This is a genomic window from Superficieibacter sp. (assembly GCF_032071645.1).
Lineage (GTDB): Bacteria > Pseudomonadota > Gammaproteobacteria > Enterobacterales > Enterobacteriaceae > Superficieibacter.
Map to the genome: position 1 here is coordinate 562,801 of NZ_DAMAPU010000001.1, position 24,074 is coordinate 586,874.

The following is a 24,074-nucleotide window of genomic DNA, read 5'->3' on the forward strand; positions in this document are numbered from 1 at the left end:
ATTTATGTCTTTTACCAATAAAGACGGGCTATCTGTTGCCCAAAAAATGGTTGAGACCATTCAACAACATAAAGCCTGGCTTAGCGAAATTGATGGCGCGGCCGGCGACGGCGATCACGGGATCAATATGAGCAAGGGATTTACTCTCGCGCAAAACAAAATGACCCCGGATATGACCATGAGCGAAGCCTTTCTGCTGATAAGCCAGGTGCTGATGGAAGAGATCGGCGGATCGATGGGGCCATTGTACGGCATCTGGTTTCGCGGCTTAAGCCGTGAATCTGCCGGGCATGAGGTGATTGACGACGCGCGGCTGCGGGCGATGTTTGCCACGGCGCTGGCGGATCTGCAAACCCTCACCAGCGCAGCGCCCGGCGATAAAACGCTGCTTGACGCGCTGATCCCGGCAACCGATGCGCTGGTGACGGGCAAGGGCGTCAGCAGCATGAAGCAGGCGGCGCAAGCCGGTTTCGACGCCACTCGCCAGATGTTTCCGCGCGTCGGTCGCGCCAGTCGGGTAGGCGAGCGCAGCGTCGGCCATCCCGATGCGGGCGCAGGCTCCTGTCTGCTTCTGCTGACCGCTTTCGCAGACCAGGTACTGACCTTAACCCATAAGGAGGCCCCTCATGCAGCGGCTGATTAACCATCCTGACGAGGTTGTGGACGATATGCTGGCCGGTTTTCTGCGTGTACATGGCGATGCTGTCCAGGCCAGCGCCGCCAATCCCAGAGTGATCTTCAAAAAACATCTTGCCGATCGGCCCGCGCGCGTCGGGCTGGTCAGCGGCGGCGGTAGCGGTCATGAACCGGCGTTTGTCGGCTATCTGGGTGACGGGCTGCTGGATGCCGTGGCGGTGGGCGAAGTGTTCTCGTCCCCTGGCCCTGGCGCGTTTCTGGAAGCGATTCGCGGGGCGGATCGCGGTAACGGCGTCGCCTGCCTGTTCGGCAACTATGCGGGCGACTCAATGAACATGCAGATGGCGGTTACCCGCGCCGCAGAAGAGGGGCGGCGCGTCGCCATCGTTAAAGCGCGGGACGATATTGCCTCCGCGCCGAAAAGCGAGGCGCAAAAGCGTCACGGCATCGCGGGCGGCGTGCTGATGTGGAAAACCGCAGGCGCGGTGGCAAAACGCGGCGGCACCCTGGATGAGGTGATCGCCATCGCCGAGAAAACCGCCACCCGCACCCGCAGCGTCTGCGTGGGACTGTCGCCATGTACCATTCCGGCGGTCGGCAAGCCCAATTTTACCATCGATCCCGGGCACTACGAGTTTGGTATCGGGCATCACGGCGAGGCCGGGCAGTATGTCGCTTCGCTTGTGGACGCACAGAGCATTGCGCAGGCGATGGTTGCCGCCCTGCTGGAAGACTTTGGCCCGCAGGCCGCAGGCGGTGAATTTGCCGTCATGGTATCCGGGCTGGGGGCGACGCCGCTGATGGAGCAGTACCTGATGGCGGGCCATATCCACGACGCGCTGCAAGAGGCGGGACGCGCGGTCTGGCGCAGCTACGTGGGCGATTACGTGACTTCGCTGGATATGAACGGCCTGTGCCTGACTCTTCTGCAACTTGATGACGACCTGAAAGACCTTCTCTCATTCCCATCCTCCGCGCTGGGACTGGCATCTTTGTAAGCAAAAAGGAACTCAAAATGAAACTGCAACTGGCTCTTGATGAACTGCCGATGGAAGAGGCGCTGGCGCTGGCAGAAAAGCTGCGCGAGTACGTCGATATTATTGAAATTGGCACGCCGTTCGTGATCGGCGAAGGGATGAACGCGGTGCGCCAGTTCCGCCAGCGTTTCCCGGAAAAAGAAATTCTCTCCGATGAGAAAATCATGGACGGCGGCTATTTCGAAAGCAAGCTGGCCTTCGATGCGGGCGCGGATTACGTCACCGCGCTGGGCGTCACCGACATTCTCACCGTGCAGGCGTGTCTGCGGGCGTCTGATGAGGCGGGGCGTCATCTGGTCATCGATATGATTTGTGTGGATGATTTGCCCGCCCGCATCGCTGCGCTGGAAGCGGCGGGGGTTAAACATCTCGCCGTGCATACCGGGGCCGATCAGCAGGCGGCGGGGCGGCAGCCAATTGAAGATTTGCGGCTGATGAAACAGCACGCCACCCGCGCGCAGATTTCGGTGGCGGGGGGGATCAACAGTAAAACCATCCACCAGTACGTGGCGCTGAAACCAGATGTGATTATTGTCGGCTCGGCGATTACCCGCGCCCCGGACCCGCTGGAAGAAGCGCGTCTGATTAAAACCGCCATGCAGGCCCTTTAAGGAGGATATGATGGAAAAATGTCGACATCTTCAGGCGATCCTGGAAGAACTGGTGGCCGATGCGCAGCACGTTGACGGGAAAGCCGTGGCGGCGCTCGGCGAGGCGATTGCGCGCGCGAAGCGGGTCTTCGTCGCGGGTGCCGGGCGATCCGGCTTTGCGGCACGGGCGTTTTCCAACCGGCTGATGCATCTTGGCTATCAGGTCTGGTTTGTTGGCGAGCCGACCACACCGTCCATTCAGCAGGGCGATTTGCTGATCGTTGGCTCCGGCTCTGGCGAAACCGCCAGCCTGGTGACGATGGCGCAAAAAGCGCACAAGCAGGGGGCGGAAATTGCCACGCTGACCATCTACCCGGATCACACCATTGGTCAACTGGCCAGCACGGTGATCCGCATTCCCGGCATTACCGCCAAAAGTGAGGATGCCTCAACGAAAGCGGCGACCGTCCAGCCGACCGGCTCGTCCTTTGAGCAGCTAAGCTGGCTGATCTACGACAGTGTGGTCATTGCGCTGAAAGAGAAAACTGCGCAAACCGATGCGCAAATGTTCAGCCGCCACGCCAATCTGGAATAAAGCACAATGCGCCGGGGCTGCAACCGGCTGCCCCGGCGCATTAATATAATCTGAATCCACGACGCCAGCCCCCGGCGGACACTCTTTTTGTCACAACGTGCGATATGATTTTTTGCTATAACTTAAGAAGTTAGCTCCCTATCTCAGGAAATCATTCATGCGTACTCACTCTTTTTTTAAAATTGCGACCCTGTGCGGTCTGCTGGCATTAACCGGCTGCGCGTCAAAAGTGGCTGAACCGGAAAAATATTCAGGCTTTTTAAACGATTATTCCGGTCTTCAGGAAACCACCACGGCCACCGGTAAACCGGTGCTGCGCTGGGTGGCGGCGGATTTTAACCCTGCTAATTACGACAGCATCGATTACCGTCCGGTGACTTACTACCCGATCCCGAAACCGACCACCCAGGTGGGTAAAGACGTCCTCGACGGGCTGCTAACCTATACCAACACTAAGCTGAAAGCCGCCATCGCCGAACGCAAGCCGCTGGTGACGACGCCGGGGCCGCGCTCATTGATCTTCCGTGGCGCGATTACCGGGGTGGATACCAGCAAAGAAGGTCTGCAATTCTATGAAGTTGTCCCGGTCGCGCTGGTCGTCGCGGGAACGCAGATGGCGACCGGCCACCGCACGATGGACACCCATCTCTATTTTGAAGGCGAGCTGATTGACGCCACCACTAACAAACCGGTGGTGAAAGTGGTCCGTAAGGGCGCGGGCGATGAGCTGGCGAACGAAAACACCCCGATGACCGTTGATACGCTGAAACAGGTTATTGATGATATGGCGACCGACGCCACGATGTTTGACGTCAGTAAATAACTTTCTTAAAACCCGGAGCGGGTTTCCTCACCATCCGTGGCACGCACAACTCCCTCTCCCTCAAGGGAGAGGGAACATTCCGGCGTCGTTATTCGCTTTGTCATCAATACTCAGGCAGAGTCATTTACATCAACTCATCCGTGGCACGCACAACTCCCTCTCCCTCAAGGGAGAGGGAACATTCCGGCGTCGTTATTCGGTTTGTCATCAATACTCAGGCAGCGTCATTTACATCAACTTATCCGTGGCACGCACAACTCCCTCTCCCTCGAGGGAGAGGGCTGGGGTGAGGGGGATTGCGGGTACAAAGTTTCCCCTCTGCCTGACCCTCCCCAAAGGGAAAGAAAACCGCCCGAGTTCGTGGTACCGGCTGACACCAGCCCAAACCCTGCCGGGTTTTAGTCTTCAGGCATGACGTTGTAACTTTATCCATTGCCGCATATTCAGCGGCCTGGCAAACATCACCAGGTTACCGGTCAAAATCAGCACCAGTCCCAGTACCGCATTGATGTGCCACACATACCCTTCATAAAACGTTGAAATGCTTAACGCCACCAGCGGAAAGAGCAGCGTGCTGTACGCGGCATTGCCTGCGCCAATGCGTCCGACCAGGGTAAAATATGCGCCGAAGCCAATCACCGAGCCAAACAGCGCCAGATAGAGCAGCGCGCCGAGATAGCTTAGCGTCCAGTCAGGGGTAAAGCTGTCGCCGCGTACCAGCGCAACGCTCCCCATCAGCAGCGTACCCCACATCATCGCCCACGTATTGGTGGTCATCGTCTCAAGACCACGCCGCTGGTGGCGCAGGCTTATCATATTGCCGAGCGAAAAACCGTAGGTACCGAGCAAAGAAAGCCCGATCCCGGACAGCAGCGTGCGGCTAAGATCGGCAGCCGTCAGATCCTGCCAGAACAGGGTAACGATCCCCAGCAAACCCAGCGCCGCGGCGGCAAAAAAGCGGCGCGGCGGTTTTTGCCGGAAGAACAGAAAACTGTTCAGCGCGTTAAACAGCACCGCCATGGAAAATATCACCGACTCCAGTCCGGTATTAATCCACCCGGCGGCGGTATAAAAGCACCAGAAATTAAAGCCGAAAACGCAACCGCCCTGAAGCAGGCAAAATAACTGATCGCGCGCGCCGAGCCAGCGCAGGCGGCGGGTCAGACTCAGCACGATCAGCAGCGTCAGACTGGCGACGGCAAAACGCCAGAAAATAGACACCGGCGCTGCAACGTCGCCCTGCTGAAGAAAAATAGCAATCCACGTGGTGCCCCAAATCACCACCACCAGCCCGTAAAGTAGCGCGTTCATCAATATTTCTCCGTTCAGACATCAGGAATGCACTATCTCCCGGCCGTCATCCCCGCGCTTGTACCGTCCTGCGCCGGACTTGCAAAATCTTGCGCTTTTTTTACCGCCAGCGGTGAGGAGGGGTGGAATCGCGCTGCGCCGATCCCTAGACTGGAATAATGTTCCCACAAAGGTTGTCTTCAGCGATGGCAGAAACTTACGGTGCGTTTGAAAATCTTCGCAATCACAAAGCGGTGTTACACGATACCGTCGCGCTGAACTCTGGCATTCGTCTGGCGGCGTGGTCGAATAAACGCGATAACATTACCCAGTATTGCGATCATCACACCCTGAGTCTGTACGTTGCCGACGGCTACGAGAGCTACCATAAAACCGCGGGCGGCTGGAAAAACGGCGGCGGGCCGGACCGCTTTTGCCTGATGCCGAAAGAGAGCGAATCAAGCTGGGATATCCGCGACGATCTCTCCTTTGTGCATCTTTACTGCACCGACGCCCACCTGCGCGATATCGGCGAGAAAATCTGGGATAAAAGCCCGCACTCCTTCACTCTTGATGAGAAAACCTTCGGTAGCGATCCGCAAATCACCACCGTTTACCGTCATTTTTTGCTTGGTCATAGCTGGCGCGAGCAGGCAAATCAGATGATGCTCAGCACCGCCTCGACGCTGCTGCTGACCCACCTGATTCAGCATTACAGCAATACGCACTGGCAGTTGCCTGCGGTCAAGGGCGGGCTTGCGCCGTCGGTGCTGCGAAATATTGTGGCATGGATCGAAGAACATCTTGCCCAGCCGATGACGCTGGGCGATCTGGCCCAGGTGGCGGCGCTGAGCGAATATCACTTTGCGCGGATGTTTCGCCAGTCGATGCAAATGGCTCCGCATCAGTATGTCATGCAGCGGCGGATGGAAAGGGCGCTGCAGATGGTGCGCGACACCTCTGCGCCACTGACCGACATCGCGCTGGCCTGCGGATTCAGCTCCGCCAGCCATTTCAGCAATCGCTTTAAAAGCGTGACCGGGATGACGCCCTCGCGCCTACGCGCGGCGCAGGCGCGATAGCAGCACGTAGCACAGGCTGCCCAGCAGCAATCCCCAGAAAGCCGAACCGATCCCCGCCAGGGTAATGCCGCTGGCGGTCAGCAAAAAGGTCAGCGTCGCCGCATCGCGCTCGTTCTCATTGGCCAGCGCCCGGTACAGGCTACCGGAAAGCGTACTGAGCAGCGCCAGCCCCGCCAGCATCTGCACCCACGCCCCCGGGAGCGCGGCGATGAGTCCACTGACAGAACCGCCAGCCACTCCCGCCAGAAGATAAAACCCGCCCGCGGCGGCGGCGGCGAGCCAGCGCTTGTCTTTTTGCGGATGCGCATCCGGGCTTTGGCAAATGGCGGCGGTAATGGCGGCAATGCAGATCGAGAATACGCCAAACGGTGCAAGCAGCAGTGCCAGGCCACCGGTAACGATCATCAGAGGGGAGACGGCAATACGGTAGCCCGCCGCCTGCATCGTGGCGATCCCCGGCGCATTTTGTGATGCCATTGTGACCAGAAAAAGCGGCAGGCCGACGCTGATCAACGTGGATAGCGTAAAGTGCGGGGTGATAAATACCGGTGAGGCCAGCGAAAAACTCACGCCATTTGTGACAACGTCACCTCTGCACCCGGCGACCAGCAAGCCGCACACCAGCGCGGCGATAATTGCATAGCGCGGCGCGGCAACGCGCGCCATCAGCCACGCCAGTCCCATGCTGCCGCAAAGCAGCAGATTCTCCGGCAGCGGCGTGAAAATTTGCAGGCCAAAGCGCAGCAAAATGCCCGCCAGCATCGCCGCAGCCAGCGACGGAGGGATAATGTTCATCAGGCGGGCGAACAGGCCGGTCACGCCGCACAGCACGATCAGGGCATTGGCAAAAATAAAAATGCCAATCGCCTCGTTAATCGTCACCCCTTGCAGACCCGTTACCAGCAGCGCCGCACCGGGCGTTGACCACGCGGTCAGCACCGGCACCCGATGCCAGAGCGTCAGGGCGAGGGTGCTGATCCCCATTCCCAGCCCCAGGGCGGTCATCCAGCCCGCGATTTGCGACGCGCTGGCTCCGGCCACCTGCGCGGCCTGCCAGATTATCGCCGCCGAGCTGGCGTAGCCGACCAGAACCGCAATAAACCCAGCCAGCAGTGAAGAAAAGGGAATGAACGACGCGCGCATCAGGCTTCCTTGTGCGTTATAACGTCCGACAAATCTAGCACTGTGCGCTATAGCGGACAAGTGGTAAACTTTTCATCCATTGCAGGAGGGATTATGGATATTGCAGATCATCTGGCGACCACGCTCAAAGCACTGCGCCAGCAGCGCGGCTGGAGTCTTTCCCGCCTCGCGGACGAAACGGGCGTGTCTAAAGCGATGCTGGGGCAAATTGAGCGCCACGAGTCCAGTCCGACGGTGGCGACGCTGTGGAAAATCGCCACCGGGCTGAATGTGCCTTTTACCTTATTTATCGTGCCGCAACAGGCCGGGGCGCGTGCGGTTTACGATCCCCAGCAACAGGCGATGGTGATCACCCCGTTATTTCCGTATGACGAGGCGCTGCGCTTCGATCATCTCTCCATCACCCTTGCCCCCGGCGCATTCAGCGAGTCCACGCCGCATGAAAAAGGGGTCATTGAGCATGTGGTGGTGATCAGCGGCAGCCTGGAGCTGCGCACTGAGGATCAGTGGCAGACCATCACCGCCAACCATGGCGTGCGTTTCGCGGGCGACCAGCCGCACGCTTACCGCAACAGCCGCGATGAAACGGTCCTTTTCCATTCTTTGATCCATTACGCGTAAAACCCATTCCGCAAACAGGGTCTTCTGACTACAATAGCCGTCATTTTTCTTTAACGCGGATAATGACGTCTGAATGCGCCTGCAACCTCACTACCTTGAACTGTTAAGCCCCGCCCGCGATACCACCATTGCCCGCGAGGCCATTCTGCACGGCGCAGACGCCGTTTATATCGGCGGCCCCGGTTTTGGCGCGCGGCACAATGCCAGCAACTCGCTGGCCGACATTGCTCAACTGGTGCCGTTTGCGCATCGCTACGGCGCAAAGGTGTTCATCACCCTCAATACCATTCTCCACGACAACGAACTGGAGCCGGCGCAAAAGCTGATTACCGATCTCTGGCAGGCCGGAGTAGACGCGTTGATCGTGCAGGACATGGGCATTCTGGAGCTGGACATTCCGCCGATAGAGCTACATGCCAGCACCCAGTGCGATATTCGCAGCGTGGAAAAAGCCAAATTTCTCGGCGATGTTGGTTTCAGCCAGATCGTGCTGGCGCGCGAACTCAACCTGAAGCAAATCAGCGCCATTCATGACGCCACCGATGCCTCGCTTGAGTTTTTTATTCACGGCGCGCTGTGTGTGGCCTATTCCGGGCAGTGCTATATTTCTCACGCCCAAACCGGACGCAGCGCCAATCGGGGCGACTGTTCGCAGGCCTGCCGTCTGCCGTATACACTTAAGGATGACCAGGGCCGGGTGGTGGCGTATGAAAAACATCTGCTGTCGATGAAAGACAACGATCAGAGCGCCAACCTGCTGGCGCTGATCGACGCGGGCGTGCGCTCCTTCAAAATTGAAGGGCGCTATAAAGACATGAGCTATGTAAAAAACATCACCGCCCATTACCGGCAGAAACTGGACGCCATTCTGGAGCAGCGCTGCGATCTGGCGCGTGCTTCCGCCGGGCGGACGACGCACAGCTTTATTCCCTCGACCGACAAAACTTTTCATCGCGGCAGCACCGATTATTTCGTTAACCAGCGGCAGGGCGATATCGGCGCGTTTGATTCGCCGAAGTTTATCGGCCTGCCCATCGGGGAAGTGCTGAAGGTGGCAAAAGATCACCTGGAGGTGACGACCGGGGAAACGCTGGCGAATGGCGACGGCCTGAACGTGATGATCAAGCGCGAGGTTGTCGGCTTTCGCGCCAATACCGTTGAAAAGCTGGCGGCGGACCGCTGGCGCATCTGGCCCAATGAAATGCCGGGCGAGATGCTGACCCTGCGCCCGCATCATCCGCTGAACCGTAATCTCGATCACCACTGGCAGCAGGCGCTGCTGAAAACCTCCAGCGAACGGCGCATTGCGCTGGACATTGAACTGGGCGGCTGGCAGGAGCAGTTGATCCTGACGCTGACCAGCGAGGATGGCTTTAGCGTGACCCACACGCTGGAGGGGATGTTTGAGGAAACGAATAATCCGCAAAAAGCGCAGGCCAGTCTCGAAGAGGGACTGGGAAAGCTGGGGCAGACGCTTTATTACGCGCGCAATATCGCCATCGCGCTGCCGGGGGCGCTGTTCGTCGCCAGCAGCCAGCTTAATCAGCTCCGGCGCGAAGCGGTCGAACGGTTGGACGAGGCACGGCTGGCGGGCTATCAGCGCGGACAGCGCAAAGCGGTAGCCCGGCCCGCGCCGGTGTTTCCAGAGGCGCAGCTGAGTTTCCTGGCGAATGTCTATAACCAGAAAGCCCGCGCTTTTTACCAGCGCTATGGCGTCACGCTGATTGACGCGGCCTACGAAGCGCATCAGGAAAAAGGTGACGTGCCGGTGATGATCACCAAACACTGCCTGCGCTTTGCCTTTAATCTGTGCCCGAAACAGGCCAAAGGCGTGACCGGGGTGAAGGGCGGGCGCACCACGCCGATGCAACTGGTGCAGGGGGACGAAGTGCTGACGCTGAAATTTGACTGCAAGCCTTGCGAAATGCATGTGATCGGCAAAATCAAAAACCACATTCTGAAAATGCCGCTGGCGGGCAGCGTGGTTGGGGCGGTCAGCCCGCAGGAATGGGTAAAAACCCTGCCAAAACGCCGGAGGTAATGGCCGCTGGCGTGATTGGGAGAGGGAAGGGACAATGTACCGGCAATTCCCCCTCACCCCGGCCCTCTCCCCGGGGGAGAGGGAGAAAACCGAAGCCGGACGTCACCCCGCACTCGGTCAGTTAGGGAGAAAAGCGACGCCGGACGTCACCCCGCACTCGGTCAGTTAGGGAGAAAACTGACGCCGGACGTCACCCCGCGCCCGGTCAGTTAGGGAGAAAACCGACACCGGACGTCACCCCGCACTCGGTCAGTTCCCTCTCCCTCCGGGAGAGGGTCAGGGAGAGGGAAAAATCCACCTGGCGCTTAGTGAGATTTAAAACCGGCCGCCGACATCAACAGGCGGAAGAACATGCCGACCAGCGCCAGGGCCAGCACGCTGCCGCCCCAGATGATCGCCAGCCAGAACAGGCGTTTCAGCAACATCAGTGATACCCCTCCCCGTGGCGGACCTTGCCGCGGAAAACGTAGTAGCTCCAGAACGTATAGCCCAGAATCACCGGAATGATCAGCAGCGCGCCCACCAGCATAAAGCCCTGGCTCTGCGGCGGTGCCGCCGCCTGCCACAGGGTGATGGAGGGCGGAATAATATGCGGCCAGATGCTGATCCCAAGCCCGCTAAAGCCGAGGAAAATCAGCCCCAGCGTCAGCAGGAAAGGCCGGGTGTGACTATGGGGATTATTCAGGCAGCGCCACTGCCAGAAACTCAGCGCCAGCACCAGCAGCGGGACCGGCAGCAGGAAAAACAGATTTGGCAGGCTAAACCAGCGATCGGCAATCGCCGGATGGGTCAGCGGCGTCCACAGGCTGATTATTGCAATCACTACCAGCAGCGCCAGCAGCAGCCGCTTGCCGACAAAGCGCATCCGGTCCTGCAAGGGATTGCTGCTTTTCATCACCAGCCAGGTTGCGCCGAGCAGCGCATAGGCAATGACCAGCCCCAGACCGCAGAACAGGTTAAACGCGGTCAGCCAGTCCAGCGCGCCGCCGCTGTAGCTGCGCCCGCTGACCTGAAAACCGTTAATCACCGCGCCCACCGCCACGCCCTGGCTAAACGTTGCCAGAATCGAACCGCTCAGAAATGCCTTGTCCCAGAACGGACGATGCGACGGCGTGGCTTTAAAGCGGAATTCAAAGGCCACGCCGCGAAAGATAAGGCCGATCAGCATCAGGGTCAGCGGGATCGTCAGCGCATCAATAATCACCGCATACGCCAGCGGAAACGCGCCGAACAGTCCCGCACCGCCCAGCACCAGCCAGGTTTCGTTGCCGTCCCACACCGGCGCGACGCTGTTGACCATCACGTCGCGGTCTTCAGCATCCCGGGTGGCGGGAAAAAGAATGCCGATGCCGAGGTCGAAGCCGTCCATCACGATATACATCAGGGTGGCGAAGACGATAATCACAAACCAGATCACAGAGAGATCGAGACCAATCACACTTTCTCCTTCGTATCAAACTCTTCGCCCGCAGCGGAGAGCGGACGGGCAGGCGTGCCGTGGGTCGGCAGCTCGTCGAACGGCTGCGGGCCTTTTTTGATCATGCTGACCATATAGGCATAGCCGACGCCAAACACCGAGGTATAGACCACAAAGAACGCCAGCAATGTCAGGCTCATGTGCAGCTCGCCGTGGGCAGAAACCGCATCGGCCGTGCGCTGGTAGCCATACACCACCCACGGCTGGCGACCAACTTCGGTCGTCACCCATCCGGCGAGGATCGCCACCAGCCCGGCTGGCCCCATCCATAACGCGAAGTGATGGAAAGGCCGCGAGCGATAAAGCCGGTGCTTATAGCGCAGCCACAGCGACAGCACGCCCATCAGCATCATCAGCAGCCCCATCGCCACCATAATGCGGAACGACCAGAACACGATGGTCGAATTGGGCCGATCCTCTTTCGGATAGTCTTTCAGCGCAGGCACCTGTTTATCGAAACTGTGGGTCAGGATCAGGCTGCCCAGCGCGGGGATCTCCAGACCGTAGCGGGTCCGCTCCTGCTCCATATCCGGCAGGCCAAACAGCAGCAGCGGGGTGGCTTCGCCGGGGCGATTCTCCCAGTGCCCTTCAATCGCCGCGATTTTTGCGGGCTGATGCTCAAGCGTATTCAGCCCGTGCATATCGCCGATCATTGCCTGAATGGGGGCAACGATCAGCGCCATCCATAGCGCCATGGAAAACATCGTGCGGATAGCGGGCGTGTCGTTACCGCGCAGCAGATGCCAGGCCGCCGACGCGCCGACAAACAGCGCGCTGCTGAGAAATGCCGCGATGGTCATATGCAGCAGCCGGTAGGGAAAAGACGGGTTAAAAATCACCGCAAACCAGTCTACCGGGATCACCTGGCCGTTGACGATTTCAAAGCCCTGCGGCGTGTGCATCCAGCTATTTGATGCGAGGATCCAGAACGTCGAAACAATAGTGCCGAGCGCCACCATGCAGGTGGCAAAAAAATGCAGGCCGGGGCCGACTTTGGTCCAGCCAAACAGCATTACGCCGAGGAATCCGGCTTCCAGGAAGAAGGCGGTCAGCACTTCATAGGTCAGCAGCGGCCCGGTAATACTGCCCGCGAACTCAGAAAAACCGCTCCAGTTGGTGCCGAACTGGTAAGCCATCACCAGCCCGGAAACCACGCCCATACCGAAGTTAACGGCAAAAATTTTGAGCCAGAAATGGTACAGCGTCCGCCATACCGGATTTTTGGTCTTCAGCCATAACCCTTCCAGCACCGCCAGATAACTCGCCAGACCGATAGTGATGGCCGGAAAAATAATGTGGAAGGAAACCGTAAAGGCGAACTGAATTCTGGCCAGGTGAAACGCATCGAGACCAAACATGGACTACCCCGAAACAAACGATGGATGATCATAGGGTAGTCATAGCAAGCGGCAACTGTCAGACACAGATCCGTTCTTTTTATTTATAACAGTTGCTGAAAATGTTTTATTTTTCGCTAACTGATATAATTTATGCTCAACATTTCACCTTATGGCTTAGCATTTGCGATGAAAAAGTATCAGCGTCTGGCGCAGCAAATTAATGAACAAATCGATCTCGGCGTCTGGCAGCCCGGCGACCGTTTGCCCTCCCTGCGTGAACAGGTGGTGAGCAGCGGGATGAGTTTTATGACCGTCAGCCACGCCTATCAGATGCTGGAAAGCCAGGGGCGGATTCTGGCCCGTCCGCAATCGGGATACTACGTCGCCCCGCGCGCGGTAACTAAACAGTCCGCGCCGCCTGCGCAGGTGATGAGCGATGAAGCAGTGGACATCAACACCTATATCTTTGAGGTGTTGCAGGCCAGCCGGGAAGCGTCAGTGCTGCCGTTTGCCTCCGCCTTTCCCGATCCGCATCTGTTCCCGCTGCGCCAGCTTAACCGTTCGCTGGCGCAGGTCAGTAAAACCGCCAGCGCCATGAGCGTGATTGAGAATCTGCCGCCGGGGAATCGCGAACTGCGGCACGCCATCGCCCGCCGCTATGCGTTGCAGGGGATCCCGGTCTCCCCCGACGAAATCGTCATCACCGCCGGGGCGCTGGAGGCGCTGAATCTGAGCCTGCAAGCGGTAACGCAGCCGGGTGACTGGGTGATTGTCGAAAACCCATGCTTTTACGGGGCGCTTCAGGCGCTGGAGCGGCTACGGCTGAAGGCGCTGTCGGTGGCGAGCGACGTGAAAGAGGGCATCGATCTCGACGCGTTGGCCAGGGCGCTAAAAGAGTATCCGGTGAAAGCCTGCTGGCTGATGACCAACAGCCAGAATCCGCTGGGTTTTACCCTCAGCGCCGGGAAAAAGGCGCGGCTGGTGGCGCTGCTGGCGGAGCATAACGTGGTGCTGATTGAAGATGACGTTTACAGCGAACTGTATTTTGGCCGCGAAAAACCGCTGCCCGCCAAAGCCTGGGATCGGCACGACCGGGTGCTGCACTGCTCGTCGTTTTCAAAGTGCCTGGTTCCCGGTTTTCGCATCGGCTGGGTGGCGGCGGGCAGGCACGCCCAGCGCATTCAGCATTTGCAACTGATGAGCACGCTGTCGACCAGTTCCCCGATGCAGCTTGCGCTGGTGGATTATTTGTCCACGCGCCGCTACGACACCCATTTGCGCAGGCTGCGCCGCCAGCTTGCCGAGCGCAAACACCTCGCCTGGCAGTCGATGCTGCGTTATTTCCCGGCGGAGGTGAAAATCCACCATAACGACAGCGGCTATTTTTTATGGCTGGAACTGCCTGCCAGCCTAGACGCGGGCGAGCTTGGCGAGCGGGCGCTGGCGCACCAGATCAGCATCGCGCCGGGAAAAATGTTCTCCACATCCAACGCCTGGCGGCCTTTTTTCCGCTTCAATACCTCCTGGGGCTGGGGCGAAAAAGAAGAGCAGGCGGTGCGCACCCTGGGCGAACTGATCCGCCAGATGATGCGCTGACGTCTGCACTTCAACCGTGCATCTCTGTTCAGTAATGTGGCGGCGGTAACATTCTGCGCGCCGCTCATTCTGCCGTTGCCATCTATCCTTTTAAGTATTACGCGGTAGCCTGATACCTGGCACGCTTGCTGCAACGGATCAGGCGAAGGGGACCGATCAATCTGAACAGGACAACACTATGCAACAGTATTTACTGATAAATGGCGAACTGGTGGCGGGTGAAGGCGAGAAGCAGACGGTGTACAACCCGGCCACCGGCGAGGCGCTGCTGGAGATTGCCGAAGCGTCGGCGGCACAGGTTGATGCGGCAGTGAATGCCGCCGCGCAAGCGTTTGATGGCTGGGGGCAGACCACGCCAAAAGTCCGCGCCGGGTGCCTGCTTGAACTGGCCGATGTCATTGAACAGAATGCCGAAAGACTCGCCCGACTGGAGTCGCAAAACTGCGGTAAGCCGCTGCACTGCGTGCTGGGGGATGAGATCCCGGCGGTGGTGGACGTATTCCGCTTCTTTGCCGGGGCCGCCCGCTGTCTGAATGGTCTGGCGGCCGGGGAGTATCTGGAAGGACATACCTCGATGATCCGCCGCGACCCGGTAGGTGTGGTGGCCTCGATTGCGCCGTGGAACTATCCGCTGATGATGGCGGCGTGGAAACTGGCTCCGGCGCTGGCCGCTGGCAACTGCGTGGTGATCAAACCGTCGGAAATCACGCCGCTGACCGCGCTGGCCCTGGCGGAGCTGGCAAAAGATATTTTCCCGGCGGGGGTGCTGAACGTCCTGTTCGGACGTGGCAAAACGGTGGGCGATCCGCTGACCGGCCATGAAAAAGTGCGGATGGTATCGCTGACCGGCTCGATTGCCACCGGGCAGCATATCATCAGCCATACCGCCTCATCGGTAAAACGCACCCATATGGAGCTGGGCGGGAAAGCGCCGGTGATCGTCTTTGACGATGCCGACCTCGACGCGGTGGTGGAAGGCGTGCGTACCTTTGGCTATTACAATGCCGGGCAGGACTGTACCGCCGCCTGCCGGATCTACGCTCAGAAGGGCATTTATGATGCGCTGGTCGAAAAGCTGGGCGCGGCGGTGGCCAGTCTGAAGATCGGCCCGCCGGAAGAGGAAACCACTGAACTGGGGCCGCTAAGTTCGCAGGCGCATCTGGATCGGGTCAGCGAGGCGGTGGAAAAGGCCAAAGCACTGGGCCACATCCGGGTGGTTGCCGGCGGCAGTAAAGCGGAAGGCAAAGGCTATTACTTCCAGCCAACGCTGCTGGCGGGAGCCAGGCAGGAAGACGAAATTGTACAGCGCGAAGTGTTTGGCCCGGTGGTCAGCGTCACCGCCTTTGACGATGAAGATCAGGTGCTGGCGTGGGCCAACGATTCGCAGTACGGCCTGGCCTCGTCAGTCTGGACCCGCGATGTCGGGCGCGCGCACCGCCTCAGCGCCCGCCTGCAATACGGCTGCACCTGGGTTAACACGCACTTTATGCTGGTCAGCGAAATGCCCCACGGCGGGCAAAAACTTTCCGGCTATGGCAAAGATATGTCGCTGTACGGGCTGGAAGATTACACCGTCGTGCGCCATGTGATGATCAAGCATTAATCCTCCCGGACGAGGCGAAAAAAAGCGCCTCGTCCACCTGCCGGTAAGCCATACTTTGATTATCCCCGGACATGTTAACAGGATGATCGATGCGCAAAGATAGCTCAATAGTCCATGATGATGCTCGCCAGCCGGTTCAGGAACACGATGGCTGGCTGCGTTTTGAAGCGGGTTGTCGCACAGTGGGTTTCTGGGTGCTATTGGTGATCCTCACCGCCGGCATTGGCGGGCTGTTTTCCAGCGGTATTTTCAGCAGCACCCACGCCACCAGCGCCAGACAGGGCGTGACCGTCGAATATGAACGTTTTGGCAGGCTGACCAGCGATATGTACGTGAAGGCGATTGCCCGCAGCGAGCCGGGAGGCGGTTTCACCCTGACCCTCGGCGGCGACCTGATGCAGCGTTATGAAATCCGCACCCTGCAACCGCAGCCACTGCGCGCGCTCAGCCAGGGGAATACGTTGATCCTTGAATTTCCCGCCGCAGGCGGGCCGGGCGAGCACAGCGTCTGGATTGGCCTTCAGCCGCTTAAACCGGGAACCAGCCACAACGCTATTACCGTCAATAAAAATGAAACCGTGACCTTCTCACAATTTATTTATCCGTAGGGAAATAAGATGGACATGATAATCAGAGCGGTGGCGATTTATCTGGTGCTGCTGGTGGTGTTTAAAATTGCAGGCAGGCGCACGCTATTACAGATGACCTCGTTCGACCTTATTTTGTTATTGATCATCAGTGAGGCCACCCAGCAGGCGCTGTTGGGCAACGACTTTTCCGTCACCGGCGCGGCCTTAACAATCATCACCTTAATCGTGGTGGACATGCTGTTCAGTATGATTAAAAAGTATATTTCCGGGGCGGAGTCGATGATCGACGGCACGCCGGTCATCCTGGTCGAAAACGGGGAATTACTGCGCGATAAAATGCGCCTGGCAGATATTTCCTGCGATGACATTATGGCGTCGGCCCGTAACAATCAGGGCGTTTATAAGCTGTCGGATATTAAATTCGCGATACTCGAACGCAACGGGCATATTTCTATTATTACCCATGATGAATAAAGAGGATAAACGCCCGGCGTATAAACCCCGCCGGGCGTCCTGTCACTGAGGTGACAAATTCATCAGACAAACCATCCAAAACGCAACGAAAGCAGGCTGAAAAGTCCCAGCGCAGCAAAGACGTTAATCATCACCACAGTCTTATCCGAAACTTCCATAACGTTACCTCAAAAGTTTGACCCCAATGGTAGATTGCGCGCGAAAACGGCGACTACACTATCCGCAGTCCTGACGGGCGCAGATTTGATTCTAGTTTGAGTTTGGGAAATTGCGCCAGAAAAACTTGATGTAGATCAAAAAAAGAGGCATATTGCGCGGCGTTTTTCTCCAGGGAGGAGACAATTTCAATGACGTTTTACCAAAAAATGCTGGTTTTTTACGCGGTGATGGGCGCGATTTGCGCGCTGATTACCTGGTTTCTGACCAAAGAAAGCCGTCGCGTTCGCCTGCTGGCGGCGCTGCTGGTTGGGGCAACCTGGCCGTTCAGCTTTCCGCTGGCACTGCTGCTATCGCTTTTCTGATACCGCCCGGCAGCCTTCGCCGGGCCGGATTAGTTAAGCCATTCACGTAATTGCTGACGGTCCGCGGCAGAAAGCGCCTGCGCAGGCTGATAGCCTTTATTTTCCGTGGCGCGGGTATACAGCGCAACCAGCCAGTCATACACATAGCGGGTGGCGGCGTGTACCGGCTGCTCCGGCAACTGATTTAACCGCGCACTGCCAGAGATTTCGCCCCCGGCAAACACTGCGCTGCCTCCGGCGATGCGGCTGGCCGGACGTTGCGGCGGCGGCACATCGCTGTAGCCAAGCCAGGCAATAAAATTGCCGATAAGCGTTTGCAAGCGGGCGGCACAGACGTGACCCTGTAACGTTTCTGCCTGTAAGCGGGCGGACAAATCCAGTCGGTAGCTGGTGACGATCAGGCATTCCGCCAGTTGTTGCAGGATAAGCCCGTTGAGGCCAAAACGCCGGGCGTTTTCCGGGCGGCGGCTCCACTGGCGCAGATGTTTTACCCACATCGCATGAGCCAGATGTCCGACGTTGCGGGACGGACTCTGCGCATCGGCCTGTTCATCCGGGCGGGAAAAGAGATCGATACCCTGATCAAACAGGCCGGTCACTTTCTCCTCGCGCGGCGTCGGTGCCTGCCAGATGGCCTCGAACAGACTCAGATCCGGCAGCATCCCGTCCAGTAATTCACCGTGGGCGGCGGCATGAAGCTGTAACTCTCTGACCATCGCCTCGGCGTTTTCCTCCGGTTGCAGACAGGGGCGCATCAGCTCGTTAAGCCGCTGCTGATATCGCTGATCCAGTTTCTCCAGTCGGGCCGCACGCAGCGCGGGGGCGGTGGCCTGCGCCAGCCATTCCCGCAGGCGCTGCACGCTCCCGCTATCCAGCGCCTGAAGTGTTCCCCAGCGCTGGCCCGGATTACCCAGCAACTGCTGGACCGCTTCATCCAGATTGCGCTTGTGGCTAAAACGATCGTCCTGCGGGGTAATTGCCCACACCAGACCGGGCAGCGCGCTTTCCTGTTCCGGCTGGGTTTCATCAACCCACTGACGCAGCGCTTTCGCCATCACCGGCGTTTGCGCGCGCTCACGGGTGGCGTTACATATCACCAGCACGTCAGGCTCCAGATGCTGACGGTAGCGATCGAGCAGCCAGCCGCATTTGCTCTGCCACAGTGCCGGATGAGAAGACGCGGCAGAAGCAGGAATATCAAGAATATCCACATTCTCCAGCGCGCCGCTTTCCAGCGGCAGGATCAGCTCGCAGGTCAGCAGCGACAGCGTATCGACTGGCAGGCTAATCGCATTGCGTAATTGATTATCCGTCCACGGATGCACCACGACCTCATCGGCACAGGCGCTGTCCACGGTCAAAAATCCGTCGGCGGGCAGGGCAAACTGATCGACCAGTAAACTCAGCGGTGCCGCCAGTTCGCGGGCATGCCCCGTCAGATGCAGAACGTGCGCCAGCGCCAGCCACTGATGCGTCAGCTCCTGCTGTTCGCCCCACAGCAGCGACCAGGCGCTGGCTCGGGCGCTTAGATCCAGCGACGGCAGCAGATGGGCGAACTGATACCACAGCGAATCATCAATGTGCTGTCGGGCAGCCGGAACCTGACTGCGCCAGAATCGGGCGATTGCCGCAACGTCAGCGGCGTCCAGCCCCGGCACGCTTTGCGGCTGGCGCAGCGCTTTCCAGGCGTGAAGACGCGCTTCGATAACCGGGCGATCCACCGCCCGTAAATCCCCCTGCGCCCGGGCGTGAGCAATAAAAAGCTGCACCAGTTCCGCTTCTGAGATCAGCCGCAGGCGCAGCGGAAAATCATCGTCCGGTATGGCAGCACCTGGACTGAAACGCAGCGCCATCCGCGTTGCCTGATGCCCCGGATTGATATGGGTAAACCAGTCGAGGGTTTTACTGCCGACCGGGACGGACAAACGCCCGTTATCGCGGCCCAGCGCCGAAAGCAGATACGCCTTCGCGGCCTGGGACTGACCGTACAGACCGATGCTGGCCTGCGCGTTTTGCGTCTGCGCCAGCGCGCGGGATTGCGCCATCAGCGACGCGATGCCTGCCAGCAGGGCATCGGCATCGTTATCCAGCATCGGGCTGCGCTTGCGGGCCTCTTCGATCCACGCACTCACTGACGTTAAGTGATTCATTTGAGGTAAATGCTCCCGCTATCAATCCAGTAGTGGCTGCCGCTGTGACGGCGGTCGGCCAGGGTATTCAGTTTCAGGGTCAGCGCATCGGCGGCAACCGGGGTGCCGTCCTGAAGCCAGGCATCGCTGAGGATAAACGCTTCCGGCCCCTGCGTTTTACTGCCGCCGGTCAGTTGCAGACGCACATTCAGCACCCCGTCACCGGCGATGGCTTTCGCCAGCTCCGGCGAATTAATGCTCAGCGTGTACAGCGGCGTGGCGGGCCAGCGGGCATTTGCCAGTTGGCGGAAGCCGAGAGTGACATTGCCGCGCAGCGGGAAATGCAGACGGGCATCCAGCTTGCTGCCGCCTTTATCCAGATCGATATCGTGATACCAGACGTTTTCATCGCGCAGGGTGTTGACGGTGTTGTCCAGCACGCCCAGGTAGCGGACCGTCGAATACGCGCCGATATCCGCCGCCTTAAAGTTAAAGCGCGGCAGGCGCAGATCCAGCGCCAGACTACAGAGCATCGCGCCGACGGCAGCGGTGGATTTGGGGTTGCCAATCCGTCCCTGCTGGCTGAACGGATACCATTCGTGAACCGGATAGCGATCCAGCCACACCATCCGGTTAACCGGCACGGGCTGAAGATGGCGGATCAGCGCCTGTACGCCGGGCAGACAGCCCGGACGCCCGGTGATCAGCAGCACGTCGCAGGTATAGTGCGAAATCGCTTCGCAGACCGCGTGCAGCGGGGCGCTCAGGGTAAACTCACCCGCCAGCATCGCCCGCTGTAGCGCACGGAAATTCACCTCGATCGGCACCGCCAGAATATCGAACTCCGGCGATCCGGCGGGCAGCGCGTGCTCAATCGCCTGGGTGAGATAATTCATGACGTTACGACCCGGCGGCTGATCCAGCAGTTCGCCAAACGTGGCGTGCAGTCCGGCCAGCGGATCGTGGATATCGCTCTGCTCCCACGCCGACAGAATGGCATGGCCTACCGGCATAAACAGTTGCAGAGTGGTTTGCTGGCGCAATACCGCCTGGGTGTCGATGCGCCCGGAGTCGCCAAACAGCGTTGCCATCAGCGCGGCCGCGTCGATCATCCCCGATTTTTGCAGCGCGGTTTGCAGGGCGGGCAGAATGTAGCGCTGAATAATATCCAGCAGTACGTCATCGCCCGCGACCTTAAAGCCTTCGCGAAACAGCAATTGCGGGGTGATTTTGACATTGCTGCCGGTACCGTCATCAAGCTGATAATGGGTGATCGCCATATCGGTGGTGCCGCCGCCAATATCAATGGATGCGACCCGCAGCGCCCGCTGGTCAGCGTGAGCACGGTCAGGTCTGGCGCGGGAGGCAAAAAAGGTTTCGGTCTGCCCGCCGTAATGGGAAATCGCTTCGTTGTACAGCCATACCAGTTGCCCACAGCTGGCTTCGTCCCATTCCATCTGAATTGCCGGAACCGGCACGCGGCTTTTATCCTGCTGTTTCTGGCTGACAAAATCCTCGTCCTGCGGATGCCAGCCCATCGCTTTCCACACCAGGGCGATGGCTTCAAACATCCGGCGGCGGAAAATTTCCCGCTCCTGTTTCGGCATCGCCGACGGCAGGGTAAGAATAATGGTGCGTAGCTGGCGCGGTGAAGCGGGGAAGCCCAGCCGCAGGCGGGTTGCCGCGCTGTTGATTTGCCCCAGCGCCTGCGCCAGTAGCTCACACAGCATATGCGTCATCAGGGTGCTGCGGCTGTACTGCGGCGAAAATACCGGCAGGCGCTCGTCCTGCGGCAGAGTAAACAGCGGCTGACCATCATCGTTCATCAGATTCATCAGCGGGAAGGCGGTCGCCAGCGGCTCGCGCTGGGTTTTGGCGTTCATCTGGCTGAAGCGCCAGTCCTGAAGTACCGGCGATTCATCCCACAGATAGCGGCGCGGACTGGAGATGCCACTGTTGCCTTCGGTGCCCAGCCGCTGCATCGCCAGCTTGCGCGCTTCATCACCGACGCGAACAATCGACGGCCAGACGAACGCGTCCTCACGCCCGCTTTCAACCGAAAAGTGCTGCTTGCCAAAGCGCGCTTCGGAAAACTCCAGCCGACTGGTAAACAGCGGCTCGTTAAGAAATTGCGGCTCGCTTAAGGAGCGCACCTGAAGCTCCGCCGTCTGGCGCAGGCCGTCGTTGGCATCGCCGTGATCTTCGATAATCACCCCGCAGGTATGGGTATTGCCGACGTCGAGGATCAAATCCACCGGGATCGCCGGGGTGCTGAGGGTGGCTGTCACCAGCTTGACTTCCGGCACGCTTAGCTGCTCGCCAAGCAGCGCCAGCAGGTTCAGCCAGTGTCCCTGATATTCGAAGCTGCGCAGCGCCTGGGTGACAGCCTGCTCGCTGCGTTTTTCATGGCGGGTGACATAGTGGGTGAATACTTCGCGCAGCCAGCCGTCAATCCACGTCTGGTCGAGAAAATCTGCCAGTTCGTCATCGCGCCACGCCAGCGCAAAGCGGGTGCCGTTGAGCAGATCGTTTTCCACGGGGGCCAGCGCAGCGGGCGAATGCTCGCTGATTTGGGTATCCAGCGCCAGAGTGATGCGGTGGGTATTACCGGAACTGTCCGGCTCGGCGAGGGCGCGAATTTGCATCCGGCCCCAGTTGTCCGGGCCTTCAACGAAAGTGCGCGGCGGATTAAAACGTAAAAAGGGCAGCGGCAGCCAGACGCCGTCCAGCAGGGCCAGCGACTGCGTCAGCGGCAGAGTGCTTTCCGGCTTGACCACTTCCGGCTGCGCGCCATCGCGACCGGGCAGCGTGTAACGGTTGTGCACCACGTCATAATCCAGACGCAGCAGCGGGCCGTTGGCCGTTTTGCGCACGAAGCGCCCGCTTTGCAGGGTGTCCTGCGGCGTCAGGCCAAAATCAAGAAACTGTACGCCACTGTTGGCGATTAACGTGACGCTCTGTTTGTAATCGCAGAGATTTACCAGCATGGGATCAGGCACCTATTTTTCGAAACGTCAGCGGGACGATTTGGTTCGCGTCAAAGCGGGCGAGGCACTCGGCAACGTCGCTGGCCCCCGCTTTGCAGGTGATTTCCGGCATCGGATAGCGGGAGCCGTCGCTACAGCGCGCGTGGCCCCGGCTTTTGATCATCAGCTCGCCGCTTTGATGCAGGCCGGAGAAAATGTCCGCCCGGCATACCACGCTGTCGCCGTGCACCAGTCGGGCGGTGCCTTTATTGTTCTGGATCTGAAACCGCAGCGACGGCGCTTTGCCAGTCGCCGGGTCCTGAATGGCCATCTGTACCTGCCAGTTACCGTTAAGAAAACGGGTCAGCCCGGCTTTTACCTGCCCGGCGTCCATCACCAGCGACTCTTTCGGGATGGCGGCAATCACCAGCGGGGCTTTAACGGCAGGTTTAATCACGTCAGCCTGATGCAGCGGCAACGCGGCGCTGATGTCCGGTAACGGGGCGCGCGGCGTGGCGGTCTGCGCCACCGGTTCAGCAACCTCTGGCGCGGGCTTTGGCAAAAAGAACGGTGCGGCGACCACGGCAACCAGCACGGCGGCGATGGATAACGTCCACAGCGGGAAACGACGCGGTGCTCTGGCGGCGGGCGCGGGCGGCACGACGGCAGGCTGTTCCGGGGCTGCGGGTTCCGGGGCTGCGGGTTCCGGTTCGGCAACCAGGGGTAGCGGCGGCGGGGTGTAGAGCGGTTCGTCGGCCTGGCTGAAGCTGACGTCCATCGGCGGCGGGTCCTCTTCCATCGGCAGCGGCAGGATCACCGGCTCCGGGATTTCTTCGTGGCGCAGACAATCAAGCACATCGTCGCGGGCGCTTTCGTTGAGATTGACGAAGCCCCAGAAGGTGATCACCGGTTTACCGTTGACCAGATAAAGATGGTTTTCCCCGGGAAATTGCAGCGCTTTTTCCAGCAGAGAGCCAAACAGTTGCTGGGCGGTTTTCCCGGATTGCAGGCATTTGCGGCTGAGCGTCGCGGCCCCGTCAAGGGTGGTTTCAAGGTAGCGCAGGGCGCGACGGCGGGTTTCCTCTTCCGCGGCTTTCCAGGCAACCGGCTGGCCTTCAATCGGCGAATACCAGTTCACCCGGTCGCCGTCATCATTGACCTGCGGGATCGCCAGGCATTCCACCAGCGCCTGCTGTTTGCGCAGGCGCAGGGTTTCACGAATTTGCAGCGCTGAATCAAATACCGCCTGTCCGCCGCCGCCAACCGCCTGAAAATCGTCCAAATCGCCACTGCGTAAAAGAGTTTTTGCCACGTTCTCATCTCATAGACTTCTTCACGCCTCTACTTTACGCAACGCGCGGCAGAATAAACGGTGGAAGAGAGGCTAAAATGGCTTAATTCTCGTGGCATTGGCGCAGGCGCGGGCAACCTGCAAATTTCGTCGCCGTAAAAGCTCACAAAAACAGCGAAAACAACTGCTTTAGCATAACCTGATAGTGATTTGTTATTTGCCAGTTGCC

At 59.2% G+C, this 24,074-nt stretch carries 22 protein-coding genes; 13 read left to right on the plus strand and 9 right to left on the minus strand.

What is annotated here, in order from left to right:
• The first annotated feature begins 4 nt into the window (after window positions 1–4).
• The 5 genes from dhaL (at window position 5) to RT197_RS02910 (ending at window position 3,681) form a co-directional block, all read left to right on the plus strand.
• Window positions 5–643 carry a dihydroxyacetone kinase subunit DhaL gene (gene dhaL / locus RT197_RS02890; protein ID WP_312947042.1) on the plus strand — a complete coding sequence of 213 codons (639 nt, stop codon included), beginning with the start codon at window positions 5–7 and terminating at the stop codon, window positions 641–643.
• Window positions 627–1,634 carry a dihydroxyacetone kinase subunit DhaK gene (locus RT197_RS02895; protein WP_312947043.1) on the plus strand — a complete coding sequence of 336 codons (1,008 nt, stop codon included), beginning with the start codon at window positions 627–629 and terminating at the stop codon, window positions 1,632–1,634. Before dhaL ends, RT197_RS02895 begins: the two co-directional genes overlap by 17 nt.
• A gap of 17 nt (window positions 1,635–1,651) precedes the next feature.
• Window positions 1,652–2,284 carry a 3-hexulose-6-phosphate synthase gene (gene hxlA, locus RT197_RS02900; protein WP_312947045.1) on the plus strand — a complete coding sequence of 211 codons (633 nt, stop codon included), beginning with the start codon at window positions 1,652–1,654 and terminating at the stop codon, window positions 2,282–2,284.
• Window positions 2,285–2,291: 7 nt separating this feature from the next.
• Window positions 2,292–2,858 carry a 6-phospho-3-hexuloisomerase gene (hxlB, locus tag RT197_RS02905; protein WP_312947046.1) on the plus strand — a complete coding sequence of 189 codons (567 nt, stop codon included), beginning with the start codon at window positions 2,292–2,294 and terminating at the stop codon, window positions 2,856–2,858.
• A gap of 157 nt (window positions 2,859–3,015) precedes the next feature.
• Window positions 3,016–3,681, plus strand: coding sequence for a DUF3313 domain-containing protein (locus RT197_RS02910; RefSeq protein ID WP_312947048.1), 666 nt, complete (start codon window positions 3,016–3,018; stop codon window positions 3,679–3,681).
• Between the two features lie 405 nt (window positions 3,682–4,086).
• Here the strand turns inward: RT197_RS02910 and RT197_RS02915 are convergent, their stop codons facing one another.
• Window positions 4,087–4,992, minus strand: a complete 906-nt coding sequence (locus RT197_RS02915) for a DMT family transporter (protein ID WP_312947050.1) — start codon at window positions 4,990–4,992, stop codon at window positions 4,087–4,089.
• Between the two features lie 185 nt (window positions 4,993–5,177).
• Between RT197_RS02915 and RT197_RS02920 the strand changes: the two genes are divergently transcribed.
• The gene (locus RT197_RS02920; protein WP_312947052.1) at window positions 5,178–6,053 is read left to right on the plus strand and encodes an AraC family transcriptional regulator; all 876 of its coding nucleotides are present in this window, start codon (window positions 5,178–5,180) and stop codon (window positions 6,051–6,053) included.
• Here the strand turns inward: RT197_RS02920 and RT197_RS02925 are convergent.
• Complete coding sequence (locus RT197_RS02925) at window positions 6,030–7,196, minus strand: benzoate/H(+) symporter BenE family transporter (RefSeq protein ID WP_312947054.1); 1,167 nt, start codon at window positions 7,194–7,196, stop codon at window positions 6,030–6,032. The two genes, RT197_RS02920 and RT197_RS02925, sit on opposite strands and share 24 nt — an antisense overlap.
• 93 nt (window positions 7,197–7,289) lie before the next feature.
• On the opposite strand from RT197_RS02925, the gene RT197_RS02930 reads away from it, so the two are divergent.
• The gene (locus tag RT197_RS02930; RefSeq protein WP_312947055.1) at window positions 7,290–7,817 is read left to right on the plus strand and encodes an XRE family transcriptional regulator; all 528 of its coding nucleotides are present in this window, start codon (window positions 7,290–7,292) and stop codon (window positions 7,815–7,817) included.
• 73 nt (window positions 7,818–7,890) lie between these two features.
• Window positions 7,891–9,858, plus strand: coding sequence for a U32 family peptidase (locus RT197_RS02935; RefSeq protein WP_312947056.1), 1,968 nt, complete (start codon window positions 7,891–7,893; stop codon window positions 9,856–9,858).
• A gap of 305 nt (window positions 9,859–10,163) precedes the next feature.
• Here RT197_RS02935 and RT197_RS02940 read toward each other — a convergent pair whose 3' ends face one another.
• Genes RT197_RS02940 through RT197_RS02950 form a run of 3 tightly spaced genes read right to left on the minus strand, consistent with a single transcriptional unit; the run spans window position 10,164 to window position 12,693 of the window.
• On the minus strand, window positions 10,164–10,283 hold the full coding sequence (locus RT197_RS02940) for a DUF2474 domain-containing protein (RefSeq protein WP_312947058.1): 120 nt from the start codon (window positions 10,281–10,283) through the stop codon (window positions 10,164–10,166).
• Window positions 10,283–11,293: a cytochrome d ubiquinol oxidase subunit II gene (cydB, locus tag RT197_RS02945; protein ID WP_312947571.1), complete on the minus strand. Its 1,011-nt coding sequence runs from the start codon at window positions 11,291–11,293 to the stop codon at window positions 10,283–10,285. The genes RT197_RS02940 and cydB overlap by 1 nt, the downstream gene beginning before the upstream one ends.
• The gene (locus RT197_RS02950; protein ID WP_312947060.1) at window positions 11,293–12,693 is read right to left on the minus strand and encodes a cytochrome ubiquinol oxidase subunit I; all 1,401 of its coding nucleotides are present in this window, start codon (window positions 12,691–12,693) and stop codon (window positions 11,293–11,295) included. Before RT197_RS02950 ends, cydB begins: the two co-directional genes overlap by 1 nt.
• A gap of 168 nt (window positions 12,694–12,861) precedes the next feature.
• Here RT197_RS02950 and RT197_RS02955 point away from each other — a divergent pair, with 168 nt between their 5' ends.
• The 4 genes from RT197_RS02955 (at window position 12,862) to RT197_RS02970 (ending at window position 16,938) form a co-directional block, all read left to right on the plus strand.
• On the plus strand, window positions 12,862–14,271 hold the full coding sequence (locus tag RT197_RS02955) for a PLP-dependent aminotransferase family protein (RefSeq protein ID WP_312947573.1): 1,410 nt from the start codon (window positions 12,862–12,864) through the stop codon (window positions 14,269–14,271).
• Between the two features lie 178 nt (window positions 14,272–14,449).
• Entirely contained in the window at window positions 14,450–15,874 is a 1,425-nt protein-coding gene (gene patD, locus RT197_RS02960) for an aminobutyraldehyde dehydrogenase (RefSeq protein ID WP_312947063.1), read from the plus strand.
• 89 nt (window positions 15,875–15,963) lie between these two features.
• Window positions 15,964–16,482 carry a hypothetical protein gene (locus RT197_RS02965; RefSeq protein ID WP_312947065.1) on the plus strand — a complete coding sequence of 173 codons (519 nt, stop codon included), beginning with the start codon at window positions 15,964–15,966 and terminating at the stop codon, window positions 16,480–16,482.
• Window positions 16,483–16,491: 9 nt separating this feature from the next.
• Window positions 16,492–16,938: a YetF domain-containing protein gene (locus RT197_RS02970; protein WP_312947067.1), complete on the plus strand. Its 447-nt coding sequence runs from the start codon at window positions 16,492–16,494 to the stop codon at window positions 16,936–16,938.
• 62 nt (window positions 16,939–17,000) lie between these two features.
• Here RT197_RS02970 and yncL read toward each other — a convergent pair whose 3' ends face one another.
• A complete protein-coding gene (gene yncL / locus RT197_RS02975) occupies window positions 17,001–17,096 on the minus strand; it encodes a stress response membrane protein YncL (protein WP_312947069.1) in 96 nt (31 codons plus the stop codon).
• A gap of 189 nt (window positions 17,097–17,285) precedes the next feature.
• On the opposite strand from yncL, the gene RT197_RS02980 reads away from it, so the two are divergent.
• Complete coding sequence (locus RT197_RS02980; protein ID WP_312947072.1) at window positions 17,286–17,459, plus strand: GhoT/OrtT family toxin; 174 nt, start codon at window positions 17,286–17,288, stop codon at window positions 17,457–17,459.
• Window positions 17,460–17,488: 29 nt separating this feature from the next.
• Here the strand turns inward: RT197_RS02980 and RT197_RS02985 are convergent, their stop codons facing one another.
• From RT197_RS02985 to RT197_RS02995, 3 genes are read right to left on the minus strand one after another with little or no spacing between them, the layout of a single operon-like run.
• Window positions 17,489–19,609, minus strand: a complete 2,121-nt coding sequence (locus RT197_RS02985; protein ID WP_312947073.1) for a virulence factor SrfC family protein — start codon at window positions 19,607–19,609, stop codon at window positions 17,489–17,491.
• Entirely contained in the window at window positions 19,606–22,575 is a 2,970-nt protein-coding gene (locus RT197_RS02990; protein ID WP_312947074.1) for a virulence factor SrfB, read from the minus strand. Before RT197_RS02990 ends, RT197_RS02985 begins: the two co-directional genes overlap by 4 nt.
• Window positions 22,576–22,579: 4 nt before the next feature.
• On the minus strand, window positions 22,580–23,866 hold the full coding sequence (locus tag RT197_RS02995) for an SrfA family protein (protein WP_312947075.1): 1,287 nt from the start codon (window positions 23,864–23,866) through the stop codon (window positions 22,580–22,582).
• Window positions 23,867–24,074: the final 208 nt, after the last annotated feature.

What these genes read in the sequence shown, in the direction of transcription:
- dhaL (WP_312947042.1), top strand. Translation starts at nt 5, where the DNA reads ATGTCTTTTACCAATAAAGACGGGCTATCTGTTGCCCAAAAAATGGTT.
- RT197_RS02895 (WP_312947043.1), top strand. Translation starts at nt 627, where the DNA reads ATGCAGCGGCTGATTAACCATCCTGACGAGGTTGTGGACGATATGCTG.
- hxlA (WP_312947045.1), top strand. Translation starts at nt 1,652, where the DNA reads ATGAAACTGCAACTGGCTCTTGATGAACTGCCGATGGAAGAGGCGCTG.
- hxlB (WP_312947046.1), top strand. Translation starts at nt 2,292, where the DNA reads ATGATGGAAAAATGTCGACATCTTCAGGCGATCCTGGAAGAACTGGTG.
- RT197_RS02910 (WP_312947048.1), top strand. Translation starts at nt 3,016, where the DNA reads ATGCGTACTCACTCTTTTTTTAAAATTGCGACCCTGTGCGGTCTGCTG.
- RT197_RS02915 (WP_312947050.1), bottom strand. Translation starts at nt 4,992, where the DNA reads ATGAACGCGCTACTTTACGGGCTGGTGGTGGTGATTTGGGGCACCACG.
- RT197_RS02920 (WP_312947052.1), top strand. Translation starts at nt 5,178, where the DNA reads ATGGCAGAAACTTACGGTGCGTTTGAAAATCTTCGCAATCACAAAGCG.
- RT197_RS02925 (WP_312947054.1), bottom strand. Translation starts at nt 7,196, where the DNA reads ATGCGCGCGTCGTTCATTCCCTTTTCTTCACTGCTGGCTGGGTTTATT.
- RT197_RS02930 (WP_312947055.1), top strand. Translation starts at nt 7,290, where the DNA reads ATGGATATTGCAGATCATCTGGCGACCACGCTCAAAGCACTGCGCCAG.
- RT197_RS02935 (WP_312947056.1), top strand. Translation starts at nt 7,891, where the DNA reads ATGCGCCTGCAACCTCACTACCTTGAACTGTTAAGCCCCGCCCGCGAT.
- RT197_RS02940 (WP_312947058.1), bottom strand. Translation starts at nt 10,283, where the DNA reads ATGTTGCTGAAACGCCTGTTCTGGCTGGCGATCATCTGGGGCGGCAGC.
- RT197_RS02950 (WP_312947060.1), bottom strand. Translation starts at nt 12,693, where the DNA reads ATGTTTGGTCTCGATGCGTTTCACCTGGCCAGAATTCAGTTCGCCTTT.
- RT197_RS02955 (WP_312947573.1), top strand. Translation starts at nt 12,862, where the DNA reads ATGAAAAAGTATCAGCGTCTGGCGCAGCAAATTAATGAACAAATCGAT.
- patD (WP_312947063.1), top strand. Translation starts at nt 14,450, where the DNA reads ATGCAACAGTATTTACTGATAAATGGCGAACTGGTGGCGGGTGAAGGC.
- RT197_RS02965 (WP_312947065.1), top strand. Translation starts at nt 15,964, where the DNA reads ATGCGCAAAGATAGCTCAATAGTCCATGATGATGCTCGCCAGCCGGTT.
- RT197_RS02970 (WP_312947067.1), top strand. Translation starts at nt 16,492, where the DNA reads ATGGACATGATAATCAGAGCGGTGGCGATTTATCTGGTGCTGCTGGTG.
- yncL (WP_312947069.1), bottom strand. Translation starts at nt 17,096, where the DNA reads ATGGAAGTTTCGGATAAGACTGTGGTGATGATTAACGTCTTTGCTGCG.
- RT197_RS02980 (WP_312947072.1), top strand. Translation starts at nt 17,286, where the DNA reads ATGACGTTTTACCAAAAAATGCTGGTTTTTTACGCGGTGATGGGCGCG.
- RT197_RS02985 (WP_312947073.1), bottom strand. Translation starts at nt 19,609, where the DNA reads ATGAATCACTTAACGTCAGTGAGTGCGTGGATCGAAGAGGCCCGCAAG.
- RT197_RS02990 (WP_312947074.1), bottom strand. Translation starts at nt 22,575, where the DNA reads ATGCTGGTAAATCTCTGCGATTACAAACAGAGCGTCACGTTAATCGCC.